Source organism: Candidatus Poseidoniia archaeon (assembly GCA_030748895.1).
GTDB lineage: Archaea > Thermoplasmatota > Poseidoniia > MGIII > CG-Epi1 > UBA8886.
Genome location: JASMLC010000003.1, coordinates 14,886 through 30,398 on the forward strand (window position 1 = coordinate 14,886; position 15,513 = coordinate 30,398).

Consider the following 15,513-nt stretch of genomic DNA (forward strand, 5'->3'; position numbering starts at 1 on the left):
CACCATGACCAAAGGCACGGCATCATTCGGAAAGCGGCAGAAGAAGACCCACATCATCTGCCGGCGCTGCGGTCGTCACGCTTACCACGTTCGCAAGAAGCGCTGCGCCGCCTGCGGCTTCGGCGCCTCCGCGCGCCAGCGCAGCTACAGCTGGGCCAAGTCGCACTGATGCCCCTCCGGGAGGCGTGCGGCGTCGTCGGCATCACCACCGCGACGCCGGTACTCCACAACCTGCTCGTCGGCCTCCGGGCGTTGCAGCACCGCGGGCAGGAATCAGCCGGCGTCGCGCTCTTCGACGGCGAGCACCTGACGCGGCGCGGGATGGGGCTGGTGTCGGAAGCGCTCACCAACTTCGAGACGCGCTTCCACGACGCCGCGACCGGCATCGGCCACGTGCGCTACTCGACCGCCGGCGGCTCCTCGCTGCGTAACGCGCAGCCGATTACCGCCAGCTTCGCGACCGGCGAGCTGAGCCTGGCGCACAACGGCACCATCTCCAACCAGCAGGAGCTGCGCGAGCAGTGGGAAGCCGAGGGCTCCGCCTTCATGTCCGACACCGACTCGGAAATCATCGTGCGGCTCATCGCGCACCGGCTGCCGCACGCCGGCTCGATGGTCGGCGCCATCCGCGAGGCTATGGGGCGCATGGTCGGCAGCTATTCGATTACGTTGCTGCACAACGACGAGCTCTTCGCCTTCCGCGACCCGCTCGGCATCAAGCCGCTCTGCCTCGGCGAGCTGCCCGACGGCCATGTCGTCGCCTCCGAGAGCGTCGCACTCGACGCGATGGGCGCCACTTTCGTGCGCGACATTACGCCGGGCGAGATTGTCCAGCTGACGCCCGACAGCGTCGTTTCGCATCCGCCCCCCGCCGGGGGCGAGCGGGCGTTCTGCATGTTCGAATACGTCTACTTCGCGCGACCCGACTCGCGCATGGACGGGACGCTGGCCTACTCCGTGCGACAGGAACTGGGGCGCCAGCTCTGGCGCGAGCACCCGGTCGAGGCCGACGTCGTGGTGCCGGTGCCCGACTCCGGCATCGCGCACGCACTGGGCTTCGCCGAGGCGGCTGGAATTCCGTACCGCGAGGGGCTCATCAAGAACCGCTACGTCTGGCGCTCGTTCATCCAGCCGCATGACGCGCAGCGCAAGGCGACCATCAACGAGAAGCTGAACCCGATGCGCGAGTTCCTCGAGGGGCAGCGAGTGGTACTCATCGACGACTCCATCGTGCGCGGCAACACTTCGCGCCGCATCGTTGCGCGCGTCCGCGAGGCGGGCGCGCGCGAGGTGCACCTGCGGGTCGGCTGCCCGCCAATAATTGCCCCCTGCTACCTCGGCATCGACATGCCCAGCCGCGAGGAATTCATCGCCCCCGGCAAGAGCGCGGCCGAAATCACGCGCGACGTCGGCGCCGACTCTGTCGCTTATATATCTATCGACGGGCTGGTGCGTGCAGTCGGCAAGCCGCACGACGAGCTCTGCCTCGGCTGCATCAGCGAGGAATACCCGGTCCCGATCCCGGGTGAGCGGATACGCGGACAGGCAACACTGGAAGAGTTCGAGGCGTAGGTTAGAGCGCGACCAGATAGTAGCGCTTGAAGCGACCCCAGAAACGCGACTCCAGTTCTCCGCGTCGCTCCAGTTCCCCGAGGTGGTAACTGGCCAGCTGCCGGCTTACCTCCAGGTTCTCGGCAATCTCCTTCTGACTCAGCCCGCTGCGGTCGGTCAGCAGCGCCAGGATTTGCTGCTGGAGCCGGTGCAGCAGCGGCCCCGGCTCCACCTTGACGCCGACCGGGAAGAAGCGCTTGTGCGTCCCTTCGATTTCGGTGCGAAGGAATCCTTCGGTCTCGAGGATATCGAGATGGTAGGTCACGACGCCGTTCGAGAGCTCGAGGTTGTCGCGAATGGATGAGTAGCAGTCGCCCGGGTTAGCGCGCACGTAGCCGTAAATCTGCCCGCGCACGAACTGGTCCAGCACTTCGTCCTTGCGGAGCCTGACGTAGAGCGGAAGGCAGAGCAGCCAGAGCCATGACCGACCTCTGTCAGTCGCGTAGACGGCGGCGAAAGGAGGCGACCACCCCCGTTCCGCCCAGTGTGGCGATGACCATCGCCGCGCTCGGCCCGGGCAGGAAGCTGCCGCCATCCTCGGTCGCGATGACCGATGCCACTGCCTGGCCTGCGACCGTGCTGTCGCCGCGCGAGGCGGCACTTACCGAGAACACGAGCGTGTCCTTCTCGGCCGCGTCGGCCGGGACAGTTACGGTCGCAGTTACGGTCGTGAAGTCGCCCGCGCCGAGCGTCACTGAATCCTCGGAGAGCGTCACCGACCATCCGTCGGCGCTGGAATTGGTGTAGACCATCTGCGCCAGCAGGTCGAAGGTATCTTCCTGCCCGCCGGTGTTGAGCACCGTCACGCTGAAGCTGGCGTTTTCGCCCGGCGCGACTGCGCGCACCAGCGGTTCCATCGAGACCGCGACGCCGTATGCGCCGGAGTAAACTACGGGGCCGTCACGCCAGTCGGTATCGACCGCCTGCTTGCCGTCGCTGGCGAGGAAGCTGTATTCGTGGCTGCCCACCGCCAGGCCATCCACCGCGACGGCGTAGCGCACGCCCTCGCCGAAGCCGCCGTCGCCGTCGGAGTCGCGCGACATGACGTGCTTGGCGTCATCGAGTCGCAGCTTGACGTAATGCGGTGCATCGCCGTCGGCGTCGCTGTAGATTACGCTGAAGGTGAACTCGGTTTCGGGACTGCCCGATTCCGGCTCGACCATGCCGTCGCGGAGCTCCGGCGCGTGGTTCTCGCCGCCACCGCGCGGGTAGAGCGCGACTGCCTCGTGCTCCCACCAGTCGGTCGCTTCACGGTCACCCGAACGGTCGCCATCGCCACCGTCGCCACCATCTCCGCCATCTCCACCATCTCCACCATCTCCACCATCGCCGCCATCGCCGCCATCATCGCCCTCTTCGGGGCCGATTAGCAGGTCAAGAGCATAGTGGCCCGCTTCCTCGGGCGACCAGTCAAAGTAGTGGGTGTCTTCCCCCGATTCGCCGTAGAGCACGAATTCCTCGAATATGTGGCCAACCTTGTGGTCACCCTGCCATACGCGCAGCATCACCCACACATCCAGCGCCTCATGTTCCGTATCACCGTTGAACCAGATGCGCGCGGTGTCGTCCTTGCCGTCCTCGTCGGTGTCGAGCACGTAAAGCTCGACCATTCGGAACCACGGGTCGCCGTGCTCTTCCTCGTCGTGCTCGGGACGCAGCTCGACGCCAGTCGTTTCGCCCGCCTCGACGTATATTTCGTCACCGTCCCATGCCTCGTTCTCCAGCGAGAGGCCGATGTAGTACCAGCCTTCCTCGAGCTCAAACTCATCGAGCAGGTGGTCGCCGTGCGGGACCTCGTATTCGCCGAGCAGGTCATCGCTGATGTAGAGCGCACCCCACTGCCCGTCGAAGTCGTTGATACTCCAGACCTTTAGCCAGCCGTAGTCGTCGTCATCCTGCTCGGGCGTGAGCAACACCTCGCTGGTCTCGCCGTCGTGGATTTCGACCTCCTTCTCGCTCCAGGCGTCGTTCTCGAGGATGAGCTTGACCGAGTGGCCGCCCGCCTCGATTTCGTAAATTGTATCGAGCAGGTAGGCATGCTCGGTCTGCTCTACCTCGTATTCTCCGACTACTTCGCCATCCAGCTTGAGCCAGCCCCACTGGTCCTCGAAGCTGCTTTCGACCCACACTTCGAGCGAGCCATAGCCGTCGTCGCCGTTATCGACCCAGGGGCCTTCCTGCCACTCGGTCTCGGCCATCGCGTCGCCGTCGCTGGCGATGTACTGGTAGGAATGCTCGCCCTCCTCCAGCTCGGAGAGGGTGCGCACGTACCAGACACCCTCGACGTAGTCGTCCGAATCGCCAGACTGCTCCATGTGGTATTCGTTGTAGGCGCTGTCCAGCCGCAGCTTGACATACTCCGGCGCGTCGTTGTCGGCGTCACGGTAGTAGACCTTGAAAGTGAATTCGGTCTCCGAGCTGCCTTCCTGCGGTGTTACCCACGGCTCGTGGAGCGTTGGTGCGCGGTTCTCCAGCACGGGCACCAGCAGCACCTCGCTGGTGTGGTTGGCCATGACCGTCGCCTCCTCCTGGCAGCTGGCGTCGTTCTCCAGCTCAAGCGTGACGACATAGTCGCCCGCGTACAGCTCGAGCGTGTCGAGCAAGTACGCCTCGTCGGACGCCTCGACCCAGTATTCGTCGATGAAGTCGTCGCCAATGTAGAGGTCGCCCCACTGGTCGTCGAAGTCGCTCTCGACCCGGATTTCCAGGTAGCCGTTGTCCGAGCTGCCTTCACCACCGAGCACTGCGGGGAGCAGGCCGACGGCAAGCATCAGCGCCAGCAGGATGCTGGAGCCCTGTGCGTAGCGGGAATTCATGGTTTTCACCACCGTTTCAAGCCCTACAAGCTATATTAGGGGGCTGGTACAGAATTTTGCGTGTCGCCTGTTGCGTCGCCTATTCCCACAAAAACCAGGTGTCGCCACCGTCGCGCACCGCGCTCACGTTGCCGCCCCACGCATCGGGCGCGCGCGCCTCGACCGTGCGCAGCGTGAATGGGTCGAGCAGCTGCAGTTCGCGTCCGCGCCGGCTCACCACCTGCACCTCGCGCTCCTCGCCCAGCCGGCGCGCCGCCTCCAGCCCGGAGAGCTTCGGCTTCCAGTCCGGCCGCGTTTCCGACGCGCAGCGAAGGCGGGCGCGTCGCTGCTCGATGGCGGCGACGCGCCACGCTGCGCTATCGTGGAGCACGACGTCGTCCGCCAGCACCGGCGGCAGCCGCACGCCGAAGGTGTGCCGTAGCACGTCGCGCCCCTCGCGGCGGCCGACCAGCGACGACGTCTCCTTGACTTCGCCGCCCATCACCAGCAGCAGCGCCCGCGCTAGCGCCCGCGCGCGGTCGGTCGACGAAAGCTGGAAGTCGTAGCCACCGCGCACCGGCCCGTCCTCGGTCGCAAAGAATTGCGGCGCGCCTTCCTCCAGCGCGGCATTGACGCGCGTAACCGCCGCCGCGAGCACCGCCTCGCGGGGGGTCCGCAGCTGGAGCGTCGCCTCGTAGTAGCCGCCCGCCTGCCGCGAGCAGCTGGTGCAGGCGCGGAACTCGAGCAGGATATCGCGCTCGAAGCGCTGCTCGAGCGCGACGCCGTCGAGACTGCCGCTCGCGCTGCCGTCGGCGCGGAAGCGGTGCGGGTCGAGCTCGCGCAGCTCGAAGTCAAGCTGGTTCCCCGTCAGGCCATCCGCCCACGCCAGCGCCCCGCGCAGCGCCGCGCCAGCCGCGTCCGCCGGCGAGTCGTGCAGCTCCCAGCCGCCCGGCACTTCGCGCGCCGCGCAGTGGCGGCAGCAGATGGCCTGCACCGCCTGCGGGAACTCGGCCGGGCTATGGGCGGCGCTGAAGCAGGCATGGCACACGCTGCGCGCGAGCGGCGGCGGAGCGCCGCATTTCAGGCATTGCTGCACGGCGCGGCAGCGACGGCCGGTTATGCTATTTGCGCGACGCACGCTTCTTAAGCAGCGCGAAGCTGCGCTGCTTCGCGGTGAGAGCAATGGTGCAAGTATTCCCCCCGTCGAAGGCAGCATCGGAACAGGCACACATTTCGAGCCTTGCGGAATATCAGCAGCTCTACGACCGCTCGGTCGCCGACCCCGAAGGATTCTGGGCCGGGGAAGCGGAGCGCATCAGCTGGTCGCGCAAGTGGGACCGCGTACGCGACTGCGACTACCGCACGGCCAGAATCGCATGGTTCGAGGGCGGGAAGCTCAACGCCTGCTACAACTGCGTCGACCGCCACGTCGAGGCGGGGCACGGCGACGCGATCGCCATCATCTGGGAGGGCAACGACCCCGACGAGAGCCAAAGCTTCACCTACGCGGAACTGCACACCGAAGTGCAGAAGGCCGCCAATGCGCTGAAGGCGCTCGGCGTCGGCAAGGGCGACCGCGTCTGCATCTACCTGCAGATGGTCCCGGAACTGGCGATTGCGATGCTGGCGTGCACGCGGATTGGTGCGGTGCATTCCATCGTCTTCGGCGCGTTCTCGGCCGACAGCCTGGTCTCGCGCATCAACGATTCCGAGTGCAAGCTGATTATCACGCAGGACACCGGCGTGCGCGGTTCCAAGGCCGATATCTCGATGAAGGCAAACGCCGACACGGCGATTGCGCAGACGCCGAGCGTCGAGCACATGCTGGTGGTGCGGCGCACCGGCGGCACAGTCGTCATGGAGTCGGGGCGCGACGTCTGGTGGCACGACGCACTCGGCGCCGCCGGCGCCGAGTGCCCGCCAGCGGAGATGGACGCCGAGGCCCCGCTGTTCATTCTCTATACTTCCGGCAGCACTGGTAAGCCGAAGGGGGTGCTGCACACCACCGGCGGCTATCTCGTCTACGTCGCGACGACACACCACTACATCTTCGACTACCGCCCGGGCGACGTCTACTGGTGCACCGCCGACATCGGCTGGGTTACCGGCCACTCCTACATTATTTACGGGCCGCTCGCCAACCGCGCCGTGACGCTGATGTTCGAAGGCGTTCCAAATTTCCCGGACTTCGGCCGCTTCTGGCAAGTGGTCGCCAAGCATCGCGTCAACATATTCTACACCGCACCGACCGCGCTGCGCGCGCTGATGAAGGAGGGCGACGCGTGGCCGCAGCAGCACGACCGCTCGAGCCTGCGGCTGCTCGGCACCGTCGGCGAGCCCATCAAGGAGCCGGAGTGGAACTGGTATCGCGAAACCATTGGCGAAGGGCACTGCCCCATCGTCGACACCTGGTGGCAGACCGAGACCGGCGGCATCCTGATTACGCCGCTGCCGGGCGCCACTCCCACGAAACCCGGCAGCGCCACGCTACCGTTCTTCGGCGTACAGCCGGCGCTGGTCGACGACGACGGCAACCTGCTCGAGGGCAACAACGTCGCCGGCAATCTCTGCATCGCGGAGTCGTGGCCGGGGCAGATGCGTACCATCTACGGCGACGCGGAGCGATTTTTCGAAACCTATTTCGCGCGGTTCCCCGGCAAGTACTTTTCGGGCGACGGCTGCCGCCGCGACGAGGACGGCTACTACTGGATTACCGGCCGCGTCGACGACGTAATCATCGTCAGTGGCCACAACCTTGGCACGGCCGAAATCGAGGGCGCCATCGGCGGCCACCCGGCGGTCGCCGAGGCGGCCGTCGTCGGCTATCCGCACGACATCAAGGGCCAGGGCATCTACGCCTTCGTGACGCTGCGCACCGGGCAGACGCCCACCGATACGACGCAGGTGGAAATCGTGAAGCAAGTGCGCGCCGATATCGGGCCACACGCGGCGCCCGGAAAAATCCAGTTCACCGACGGACTGCCGAAGACGCGCAGCGGCAAGATTATGCGCCGCATCCTGCGCAGCATCGCCAGCGGCGACGTGAGCGACCTGGGCGATACCAGCACGCTGGCAGACCCGGCAGTCGTTGAGAGCCTGGTCGCGGGGCGGGTTTAGCCCGCCGGCGCGACCATTCCTGCCGGGTCGAGCAGTTCGCGCAGCTCCTGCTCGGACAGGTCGGTGAGCTCCAGCGCTTCTTCCAGCACGGTGCGCCCGGACGCGTGCGCCGCCTTGGCAATCTTGGCGGCCTGCTCGTAGCCGACCGCGGGGGCGAGCGCCGTGGCGAGCATCAGCCCCGACTGGAGCAGCTCGGGACCGCGGCCGGTCGCTTCCAGCCCGGCGATGCACTTCTCGCCGAAGATGGTCGCGGAAGCGGCGAGCAGCTGGATTGCCTGTAGCAGGTTGTGGGCGGCGAGCGGCAGCATCGTGTTCAGCTCGAGGTAGCCGCCCTGCGCCGCGTGCAGCAGCGCGGTGTCGCACGCAATCGCCTGCGCGGACGCCTGGATGACCGCTTCGGGAATCACGGGGTTGACCTTGCCCGGCATGATGGACGAGCCGGGCTGCACCGACGGCAGCCTGAGTTCGGCCAGCCCGCAGCGCGGCCCCGAGCCGAGCCAGCGGATGTCATTGGCGACCTTCTGCAAAGCCACCGCCAGGCAGCGCAGCGCGCCGCCCAGCGCCAGTACCCCGTCGAGCGACGACTGCGCCAGGAAGTGGTTGTCGGTTTCATGGACATCTATTCCGACCAGTTGCGAGAGCTCTTCGCACGCCAGCCCGGCAAACTCGGGGTGGGTGTTGACGCCGGTGCCGACCGCTGTGCCGCCCAGCGCCAGCGGCGCCAGCTCATCCTGCGCCACCAGCAGTCGGTCGAGCGCCCGCTCGACGAGCCCCGCGTAGCCCTGGAATTCCTGCCCCAGCCGGATGGGGGTGGCGTCCATCAAGTGGGTGCGGCCGGTCTTGATGACGTCGTGGAACTCCTGCGCCTTGGCTTCGAGCGCCGCCTGCAGCGCCAGCAGCGCTGGCAGCAACTGGCCGTGCAGCTCAAGGAGCGCAGCGACGTGCAGCGCGGTCGGGACGACATCGTTGGAACTCTGCCCCAGATTAACGTGATCGTTGGGGTGCACCTTGCTGCCGAGCGACTCGCTCGCCAGCCGCGCGATGACCTCGTTAGCGTTCATGTTGCTCGACGTCCCCGACCCGGTCTGGAAAACGTCGACCGGGAAATGCGCGTCGTGCTCCCCCTCAGCCACGGCCAGCGCCACCTGCTCGACCGCTTCCGCAATCCCGCTGTCGAGCAGCCCCAGCTGCCGGTTGGCGCGCGCGGCGGCGACCTTGATGCAGCCCAGCGCGCGGATGAAGCTGCGGCCCATGCGCAGGCCACTGACCGGGAAGTTCAGCACCGCGCGTTGCGTCGAAGCCCCCCACAGGGCGTCGGCCGGTACCTCCATCTCGCCCATCGTGTCCTGCTCGACGCGCGTGTAGGGGTCGGCCGGCAGCGCCCCCGCGCCTGCGGCAACATCCGGCACGGCTCCGGTCGCCGGCTGCGCGCCGACTACGGCGCGCAGCCGCTCGCGGCGGTGGGCCGGACACTGGAACAGCCCGTATTCCGGAAACCGGACGTGCCCCTCGCCCAGGTCGGCGAGCAGCTGGCCCAGCGCAGCCGTGAGCGAAAGGCCGTCGTAGCACGACTCGGCATAGCCCTGCAACTGCTGGTGCACCTCTTTCGTGACGCGTATCGACGTGTAGTCGGGCATGAGCCACACTGGGCAGCACCGTATAAAAATGTATGCAATATGTATTATTATGCAATATGCATACAGAAATAGGACGAGTCAGACTAATTCCGGCTAATGTGATGGTTCTCGTCGAGCAAATTGAGCCGACGCGCGCCGCAGTGAGTGCTGGCAGCCCGCTATTCCGAAACCAGCGCCAGCAGCGCGTCGTGCAGCACGCCATTGCTCGCGACGCACCCCACGCTGTCGGGCGTCCACGGCTCGCCCGTCAGGTCGCTGACGCGGCCGCCCGCCTCCGTGACTAGTATGATTCCGGCCGCGATGTCCCACACTTTCGCGCCCGATACTACGTAGCCGTCATACCTGCCCGCACCAACGTAGGCGATATCGAGCGCGGCGGAGCCGGTACGTCGCGTTGCACGGGAAACGCGGCAGAGCTTGTCCCACACCGAGCTAACCAGCCGGTAATCGGCTCCGTCACGGTCGTAGGGAAAGCCGGTCGCAAAGAGCCCGTTCACGAATTCCGCGTTCGCTGTTACCGCCAGCCGGCGTCGCTTGCCGCCCGACTCGAGCCAGGCGCCCTCCCCGCGAGCAGCAATGCAAAGCTCGTCGGTGAAGGGATTCGCAATTGCGCCGGCGGTGACTTCACCGCCCTCCAGCAGCGCCAGCGTGCTACAGCAGTGCGGAACCGCGTGCGCAAAGTTGGTCGTCCCGTCAATCGGGTCGACGACCCAGGTGCGGTCACCCGCACGGCCATCGCGCTGCGTACCCTCCTCGGCATGGATGCCATCCTGCGGCCGCTCGCGCTCGAGCAGCGCCACCATCACCGCCTCGGCAGCGCGGTCGGTCTCCGTCACAAGGTCGACCGGCCCCTTCATCTCGACCTGCTGCGGGCGGCCGAAGCCGGCGCGGATGGCCTCCGCGCCGGCTTGCGCGGCGGCGGCGGCAACCTCCATGTCGCTCAGCGGCACAGGTGCTCGACTATGCCCTGAAAGAGCGGCCGCCCGTCGCCCGGCCCGTCGGGGTCACGGCCGTTGCTGGCCCAGTCAGAGTGCTGCCAGCCGTGGAACACCCGCTCGGGGTGCGGCATCATTCCCAGCACGTTGCCACGCGGGTTGGTGATGCCGGCGATATCGCCCGGCGCGCCATTGGGATTCCAGGGGTAGCCGGCGCCGGTGCTGCCTTCCGGGTCACAGTAACGGAACGCCACTTGCCCCGACGTCTCCAGCGCCGCGAGCCGCTCGTCGGGCAGCTGCAGCTTCCCCTCGGCGTGCGCGTTGGGGACCGCGATAACCTGCCCGCGCGCGTAGCGTGAAGTGAAGGGAGAGCCGCCGTTGCCCTCAACCTTCAGCATCACCGTGCGGGCTTCGAAACGGTTTGAGTCGTTGGTGTGCAACACCGCCTCCGGGCCTTCGCTCAGGCCGTTCAGGGTGCCCGGCAGCGCGCCGGTCTCGACCAGTATCTGGAAGCCGTTGCAGACCCCCAGGACCGGGGCGCCGGAATTTATATACTCATCGAGTGAATCGCGCAAGCCCGCCCGCAGCCGCGCGGCGAAGATTGCGCCGGCGCGGACGTAGTCCCCGGCGGAGAATCCGCCCGGCAGGAAAAGCGCGTCATAGTCTGCCAGTTTCCGGTGCGGCTGCGCCTCGCCCAGCAGCTGCTTCAGGTGTACCTGTTCGGCGTTGCAGCCGAGCTGGCTGAATGCCGCCGCCGCCTCGTCTTCGCAGTTGGTGCCCTCGATGCGCAGCACCGCGACGTTGAGCTCCTGCGGGGAAGTCATCGGCGGCCGATGGTGGCAGCCGTAAAAAGCTAGTCCAGCCCGGGAAAGAAAATCGGGATTTCGCGCTCCGCGCTCTGCACCGAGTCGGAGCCGTGGACTACGTTCTCGTCCATAACCAACCCGAAATCGCCGCGGATGGTCCCCGGCGCCGCCTGCGCGGGGTCGGTTGCGCCAATCAGCTTGCGCGCCAGCGCGACCGCGCCGGTCCCTTCCCAAACGGTCGCGACGACCGGCCCGGAGTGGATGTAGGTGAGCAAGCTGTCGTAGAACGGCTTGCCCTCGTGTTCAGCGTAAAGCGCCTGCGATTGCGCCTCGCTTACGTCGAGCCGCTGCATGGCGGCCATGCGCAGGCCGGCGTCCTCGAAGCGTTGCAGGATGCGCCCGGCAAAGCCGCGTCGCACCGCGTCCGGCTTGAGCATCACGTAGGTCCGCTCGCTCATTTCTTCGCCTTGCGGGCCTTCCCGGTCCACTCGGTGCGCCCCGGAACCCGCTTCAGCTCAATCAGGTTCCGGCGGCACTTGGAGCTGCAGAAATCGAAGGTCTGGCCGGTCTTGCGGACGTAGATCATTCCCGTTCCGGGCAGTATGCGCTTATCGCAGAAAGAACAGTTTCGCAGCTCAGCCATGATTACCTCTTGCGGTCCAGCGCCTTCGCTTCTCGCGATGAGTCCATCAGCAGCAGCATGTCACCGACCTCGATCGGTCCCAGCACGTTGCGCCGGATAATGCGGCCGCGGTCATCGCCGTCGAGCACGCGCACCTTGACGGAACTCGCCTCGCCACGCATGCCGGTGCGGCCCAGCACCTCGACAACCTGCGCCGGAACGCCCTCTATCATGCCTTCTGCGCTTCGCTAATCGCCTTCGTGACTTCGGTCAGCGACGCCTTCTTCTTGCCGACATCGGAAATCGCTACCGCAGCGGTCGGAACCTTGAGGCCGGACGCCTTGCCCAGCTCCTCGCGGGAGGGGACGTAGGTGTAGGGTATCTGCTTCTCAGCGCAGAGCATCGGCATGTGCGCCATGATTTCGGGCGGGCTGATGTCGAGCGCCATCACGACCAGCTTGGCCTGGCTGCGCTCGACGCGCTTCGTGACTTCATTGGCGCCCTTGTGGACCTTGCCGGTGTCGCGTGCGGCCTCGACGGCCAGATACGCCTTCTCGCTCAACTCCTTGGGAGCCTCATACGTTACGTAAATCGGGTTTGCCATATTTCCTCCTTCGGACCGAAGTCCTCATTATTCACGGGGGCTGCGCGCCACGAAACGGGGCCTATTTAAGCATCCCCGGATGCGCCGCGCGTGGCGCTCACCGTCTACACCACTGCTCCCGACGAGGAGACCGCCGAAAAGCTGGCGCGCGGTGCACTCGAGGCGGGCCTTGCGGCGTGCGTCAATTTCTGGCCGGTGCGGACGATGTATCGCTGGGAGGGCGAGCTGCGCGACGACGCTGAGCAGTTGCTGCTGCTAAAGTGCGGGCGCGAGAAATGGGAGCAGCTGGAGCAGTTCATCAAGGAAAACCACCCCTATTCGCTGCCCGCCATCGTCGCGCTGCCGTGGGAAGCAGCGCACGCGCCGTTCCGCGACTGGGTCGAGGGGGCATGAGCGACTACGACGTCGTCGTCTGTGGCGGCGGGCCGAGCGGGACGACGACCGCCTTCTACGCCGCGCGAGCGGGGCTGCGCGTCGCGCTGGTCGACCGCGCGAAGTTCCCGCGCGACAAGGCGTGCGGCGGACTGCTGACGCCGCGTGTGCTCAGCGAGCTGCCAGAACTGGCGCCGTTCATCGAGCCGGTTATCGAGTGCGCTTCACACGACGTGCGACTCTATTCGCCGTCGCTGAAATACCGCATCGACTTCGACTTCGGCCCGTACACGCCGTGGAATATCCGGCGCGAAATCTTCGACAACGCGCTGCTCGAGGCGGCGCGCGAAGCCGGCGCGGAGGTGTTCACCGGAACCCGCGCCAGCAGCTTCGACTTCAACGGCGGCGTCACCGTCGCGACCCCGCAAGGCGACCTGAGTGCGCAGGTAGTGGTCGGCGCGATGGGGGCCAACGACGCACTGGCACAGCGCGTGCGCGAGGCGCGCGGGGTGGCGCCGTGGCACGACGGGGAAATCGGGACCGCGCTGATGTGGGAGCCCGAGGTGGGTCGCGACTTCATGGAGCACGCCTTCGGCGACAAGCGGTCGCTGCTGGTCCACTTCCGGCCGGCCGGCATCGAGGGCTACGGCTGGGTCTTCCCCAAGGACACCATCCTGAACATCGGCTTTGGCGGCTACAACCGCACCATCAAATCCATCAACGTGCGCGAAATCTGGAAGGACTACCTTGAGCTGCTGCGCAACGACGGCTACTTCCCCGCAGGCGACCCGGACCCGCCGGTGAAGGGCGCGCCGCTGCCGCTTGGCGGTCCACTGCGCGCGACAACCGCCGAGCGGACGCTGATTGTCGGCGACTCGGCCGGGATGGTCTCGCCGCTCTCGGGCGAAGGCATCTACTACGGCATGCACGCCGGCAAGCTGGCGGTCGAGACCATCCAGCAGGCGCTCGCGAGCGGTGACTTCTCGCAGCGGGCGCTCGACAGCTACCACCGCGCGTGGCAGCACGCTTTCGGGCAGGAGCTGCGCGACCTGTCGTTCTTCGCCAAACTGGCGCTGAAGTTCCCCGAACGGATGGTCTACTACGGCACCCGCGACCCGAAGATGTGCGAAATCTTCGCCGACCTGTTTCTCGGCGTGACCCCCGGCGGACTCGGCAAGCGCAAGCCGGTCGCCCGCGCCCTGCGCAACGTCATCCGCTACCCGTATTTCGGCTGGGGCTGAATATTTTCATCGGCTCCAGCACTCGCCGGCTGGCGCGGAAGCGGCCGCCGAAGCGCGCCTGCCCTTCGTGGATGAGCGTCGGCGCGTGGTCGCGCTGATAGGCTTCGAGCGCGACGCGGTCGCGCAGCCGGTACTGGATGGTCCAGCGTACTTTGTCGCCACCGCGCGATGTGGCGCCATCGGCCGCCGCATCGCGCTCGAACCACTCGGCGCCGAGGAAGCCGTCGATTTCGAGGATGTGCGCAATATGTGGCTTCAGCCACGCCGCGTATTCGTCAGCAATGTCGGGGTCGACGGTGAGGTTGACTTCGTAGATTATCATGCGGCGAATATGCGCTCGACAATCCACGCCGCGTCGAACGGCATCAAATCTTCGTAGTCCTGCCCGATGCCGACGAACGCGATGGGGCGACCGATGGCGCTCGCAATCGAGAGCGCGGCGCCCCCCTTGGCATCGACGTCCAACTTGGTCAGGATGACCGCGTCGATGCCGACCGTGGCGTGGAACTTGCGCGCCTGCTCGACCGCGTCGTTGCCGGCGAGCGCATCGCCGACGAACATGACCATATCGGGCTTCGCGACGCGCTGTATCTTGGCCATCTCGTCCATCAGGTTGGTATTGGTCTGCATCCGGCCGGCAGTATCAATCAGCACCACGTCGCGGTGCTTCGCCCTGGCGTGCGCGACTGCGTCGAACGCGACCGCCGCCGGGTCGCCGCCCGCCTGGTGCGCGATGAACTTGCATCCCAGCTTGTTGGCGTGAATCTCCAGCTGTTCGATAGCGCCGGCGCGGAACGTGTCGGCCGCCGCGAGGACGACGCTGCGCCCCTGCGCCTGCAGCCAGTGCGCCAGCCGCGCGATGGTGGTGGTCTTGCCGGTGCCGTTCACTCCGACAAAGGCGATTACCAGCGGTCCGTCGGCGCGGGCGAGCAGCCGCTGCGGGTCGAAGCTCTCGAGCGAGAGCAGCTCGACGAGGCTCGCCTTGAGCGCCTTCTCGATGGTCGGCGCGATTTCGCCCCGCGAGGCGACGCGCAGGCCGACCAGTCGCTCGCGTAGCTTCGCCTTCAGCGCCTCGACCGCCTCCATCGCGACGTCGCTCTCGAGCAGTGCTAGCTCCAGCTCCCACATCACGTTCTCGAGATGCTTTTCCTGCACCACGGCGCCCTTCTCGCGCTCCTCGGGGCGATACGCTTCGTAGCTCAAATCGAGCTGCGGCTCGATTTCGGCTTCCGCCTGCTTGCCAGCGCGCCGGAAGCGGTCGCGCAGCGACTTGAACATCACCTGCCTCCCGGGAGCAGGAAGTCGGAGCCGACCTCCTTCGCCGCCTCGGCCTGCGCATAGAGTGCCTCGGCGCGTTCGCGCAGCTGCGCGTGCTGCTGCTGGAGCTGCGCCAGCGACTCGCGGTAGTCGCGTGTCGCCTTCTCGACCTCGTCCAGCCGCGACTGGAGCCGCTCGAGCGCCTGCTCGAGCGGCGCCTCCATGTAGACGCGCGAGCCGAGCCCAGTCAGCACCCGCTCCTGCGAGCCGAGGCTCGCAAAGAGCGAAGTGTTGTAGCCGACGGGGACCAGCATCTCGCGCCCTTCCGGCTCCTCCTGTAGGCCGTCGAGCGTCGTGCGCGCCTGCCAGATTTCGGCGCGCACCGCGGCGAGCGTCTCGAGCTGCGCCTCCCACGCGCGCACCTGCTGCTCGACCTGCGCCAGCGTATCCACGAGCTGCTTCAGCTCATCCTCGTCCTCGGACACGCGGCGCCATCCACCCCCGGATTAAAGCGCG

At 66.8% G+C, this 15,513-nt stretch carries 18 protein-coding genes; 5 read left to right on the plus strand and 13 right to left on the minus strand.

The window, feature by feature from the left end; all coding sequences use genetic code 11:
- Nucleotides 1-4: 4 nt before the first annotated feature.
- Nucleotides 5-169, plus strand: a complete 165-nt coding sequence (locus tag QGG57_01615) for a 50S ribosomal protein L37e (GenBank protein ID MDP7006877.1) — start codon at nucleotides 5-7, stop codon at nucleotides 167-169.
- Nucleotides 169-1,572: an amidophosphoribosyltransferase gene (gene purF, locus QGG57_01620; protein ID MDP7006878.1), complete on the plus strand. Its 1,404-nt coding sequence runs from the start codon at nucleotides 169-171 to the stop codon at nucleotides 1,570-1,572. The genes QGG57_01615 and purF overlap by 1 nt, the downstream gene beginning before the upstream one ends.
- 1 nt (nucleotide 1,573) lies before the next feature.
- Here the strand turns inward: purF and QGG57_01625 are convergent, their stop codons facing one another.
- From QGG57_01625 to QGG57_01635, 3 genes are all read right to left on the minus strand, one after another.
- Complete coding sequence (locus tag QGG57_01625) at nucleotides 1,574-1,981, minus strand: winged helix-turn-helix transcriptional regulator (GenBank protein MDP7006879.1); 408 nt, start codon at nucleotides 1,979-1,981, stop codon at nucleotides 1,574-1,576.
- Nucleotides 1,982-2,045: 64 nt separating this feature from the next.
- The gene (locus QGG57_01630; GenBank protein MDP7006880.1) at nucleotides 2,046-4,427 is read right to left on the minus strand and encodes a hypothetical protein; all 2,382 of its coding nucleotides are present in this window, start codon (nucleotides 4,425-4,427) and stop codon (nucleotides 2,046-2,048) included.
- Between the two features lie 79 nt (nucleotides 4,428-4,506).
- Nucleotides 4,507-5,622 (minus strand): NMD3-related protein, encoded by a 1,116-nt coding sequence (locus QGG57_01635; GenBank protein ID MDP7006881.1) that lies wholly within the window; start codon nucleotides 5,620-5,622, stop codon nucleotides 4,507-4,509.
- Between QGG57_01635 and acs the strand changes: the two genes are divergently transcribed.
- A complete protein-coding gene (gene acs, locus QGG57_01640) occupies nucleotides 5,592-7,523 on the plus strand; it encodes an acetate--CoA ligase (GenBank protein ID MDP7006882.1) in 1,932 nt (643 codons plus the stop codon). The genes QGG57_01635 and acs overlap by 31 nt on opposite strands.
- Here the strand turns inward: acs and QGG57_01645 are convergent.
- The 7 genes from QGG57_01645 to rpl7ae form a co-directional block, all read right to left on the minus strand.
- The gene (locus QGG57_01645; GenBank protein ID MDP7006883.1) at nucleotides 7,520-8,863 is read right to left on the minus strand and encodes a class II fumarate hydratase; all 1,344 of its coding nucleotides are present in this window, start codon (nucleotides 8,861-8,863) and stop codon (nucleotides 7,520-7,522) included. The genes acs and QGG57_01645 overlap by 4 nt on opposite strands.
- Nucleotides 8,864-9,318: 455 nt before the next feature.
- Nucleotides 9,319-10,095, minus strand: coding sequence for an inositol monophosphatase family protein (locus QGG57_01650; protein MDP7006884.1), 777 nt, complete (start codon nucleotides 10,093-10,095; stop codon nucleotides 9,319-9,321).
- A 5-nt stretch (nucleotides 10,096-10,100) separates the two neighbouring features.
- On the minus strand, nucleotides 10,101-10,919 hold the full coding sequence (purQ, locus tag QGG57_01655; protein MDP7006885.1) for a phosphoribosylformylglycinamidine synthase subunit PurQ: 819 nt from the start codon (nucleotides 10,917-10,919) through the stop codon (nucleotides 10,101-10,103).
- Nucleotides 10,920-10,948: 29 nt separating this feature from the next.
- Entirely contained in the window at nucleotides 10,949-11,359 is a 411-nt protein-coding gene (gene ndk, locus QGG57_01660; GenBank protein ID MDP7006886.1) for a nucleoside-diphosphate kinase, read from the minus strand.
- The gene (locus tag QGG57_01665; GenBank protein MDP7006887.1) at nucleotides 11,356-11,544 is read right to left on the minus strand and encodes a 50S ribosomal protein L24e; all 189 of its coding nucleotides are present in this window, start codon (nucleotides 11,542-11,544) and stop codon (nucleotides 11,356-11,358) included. The genes ndk and QGG57_01665 overlap by 4 nt, the downstream gene beginning before the upstream one ends.
- Nucleotides 11,545-11,546: 2 nt before the next feature.
- Entirely contained in the window at nucleotides 11,547-11,756 is a 210-nt protein-coding gene (locus tag QGG57_01670) for a 30S ribosomal protein S28e (protein ID MDP7006888.1), read from the minus strand.
- Nucleotides 11,753-12,127 (minus strand): 50S ribosomal protein L7Ae, encoded by a 375-nt coding sequence (rpl7ae, locus tag QGG57_01675; GenBank protein MDP7006889.1) that lies wholly within the window; start codon nucleotides 12,125-12,127, stop codon nucleotides 11,753-11,755. Before rpl7ae ends, QGG57_01670 begins: the two co-directional genes overlap by 4 nt.
- Nucleotides 12,128-12,217: 90 nt before the next feature.
- Here rpl7ae and cutA point away from each other — a divergent pair, with 90 nt between their 5' ends.
- Complete coding sequence (cutA, locus tag QGG57_01680; protein ID MDP7006890.1) at nucleotides 12,218-12,520, plus strand: divalent-cation tolerance protein CutA; 303 nt, start codon at nucleotides 12,218-12,220, stop codon at nucleotides 12,518-12,520.
- Nucleotides 12,517-13,740, plus strand: coding sequence for a geranylgeranyl reductase family protein (locus tag QGG57_01685; protein MDP7006891.1), 1,224 nt, complete (start codon nucleotides 12,517-12,519; stop codon nucleotides 13,738-13,740). The genes cutA and QGG57_01685 overlap by 4 nt, the downstream gene beginning before the upstream one ends.
- Here QGG57_01685 and QGG57_01690 read toward each other — a convergent pair.
- Genes QGG57_01690 through pfdA form a run of 3 tightly spaced genes read right to left on the minus strand, consistent with a single transcriptional unit; the run spans nucleotide 13,709 to nucleotide 15,482 of the window.
- The gene (locus QGG57_01690; GenBank protein MDP7006892.1) at nucleotides 13,709-14,062 is read right to left on the minus strand and encodes a DUF4286 family protein; all 354 of its coding nucleotides are present in this window, start codon (nucleotides 14,060-14,062) and stop codon (nucleotides 13,709-13,711) included. The two genes, QGG57_01685 and QGG57_01690, sit on opposite strands and share 32 nt — an antisense overlap.
- Nucleotides 14,059-15,018 carry a signal recognition particle-docking protein FtsY gene (gene ftsY, locus QGG57_01695; protein ID MDP7006893.1) on the minus strand — a complete coding sequence of 320 codons (960 nt, stop codon included), beginning with the start codon at nucleotides 15,016-15,018 and terminating at the stop codon, nucleotides 14,059-14,061. The genes QGG57_01690 and ftsY overlap by 4 nt, the downstream gene beginning before the upstream one ends.
- Nucleotides 15,018-15,482, minus strand: a complete 465-nt coding sequence (gene pfdA, locus QGG57_01700; protein MDP7006894.1) for a prefoldin subunit alpha — start codon at nucleotides 15,480-15,482, stop codon at nucleotides 15,018-15,020. The genes ftsY and pfdA overlap by 1 nt, the downstream gene beginning before the upstream one ends.
- Between the last annotated feature and the right edge of the window lie 31 nt (nucleotides 15,483-15,513).

What these genes read in the sequence shown, in the direction of transcription:
- QGG57_01615 (MDP7006877.1), top strand. Translation starts at nt 5, where the DNA reads ATGACCAAAGGCACGGCATCATTCGGAAAGCGGCAGAAGAAGACCCAC.
- purF (MDP7006878.1), top strand. Translation starts at nt 169, where the DNA reads ATGCCCCTCCGGGAGGCGTGCGGCGTCGTCGGCATCACCACCGCGACG.
- QGG57_01630 (MDP7006880.1), bottom strand. Translation starts at nt 4,427, where the DNA reads ATGAATTCCCGCTACGCACAGGGCTCCAGCATCCTGCTGGCGCTGATG.
- QGG57_01635 (MDP7006881.1), bottom strand. Translation starts at nt 5,622, where the DNA reads ATGCTGCCTTCGACGGGGGGAATACTTGCACCATTGCTCTCACCGCGA.
- QGG57_01645 (MDP7006883.1), bottom strand. Translation starts at nt 8,863, where the DNA reads ATGGGCGAGATGGAGGTACCGGCCGACGCCCTGTGGGGGGCTTCGACG.
- QGG57_01650 (MDP7006884.1), bottom strand. Translation starts at nt 10,095, where the DNA reads ATGGAGGTTGCCGCCGCCGCCGCGCAAGCCGGCGCGGAGGCCATCCGC.
- purQ (MDP7006885.1), bottom strand. Translation starts at nt 10,919, where the DNA reads ATGACTTCCCCGCAGGAGCTCAACGTCGCGGTGCTGCGCATCGAGGGC.
- ndk (MDP7006886.1), bottom strand. Translation starts at nt 11,359, where the DNA reads ATGAGCGAGCGGACCTACGTGATGCTCAAGCCGGACGCGGTGCGACGC.
- QGG57_01665 (MDP7006887.1), bottom strand. Translation starts at nt 11,544, where the DNA reads ATGGCTGAGCTGCGAAACTGTTCTTTCTGCGATAAGCGCATACTGCCC.
- QGG57_01670 (MDP7006888.1), bottom strand. Translation starts at nt 11,756, where the DNA reads ATGATAGAGGGCGTTCCGGCGCAGGTTGTCGAGGTGCTGGGCCGCACC.
- rpl7ae (MDP7006889.1), bottom strand. Translation starts at nt 12,127, where the DNA reads ATGGCAAACCCGATTTACGTAACGTATGAGGCTCCCAAGGAGTTGAGC.
- QGG57_01685 (MDP7006891.1), top strand. Translation starts at nt 12,517, where the DNA reads ATGAGCGACTACGACGTCGTCGTCTGTGGCGGCGGGCCGAGCGGGACG.
- QGG57_01690 (MDP7006892.1), bottom strand. Translation starts at nt 14,062, where the DNA reads ATGATAATCTACGAAGTCAACCTCACCGTCGACCCCGACATTGCTGAC.
- ftsY (MDP7006893.1), bottom strand. Translation starts at nt 15,018, where the DNA reads ATGTTCAAGTCGCTGCGCGACCGCTTCCGGCGCGCTGGCAAGCAGGCG.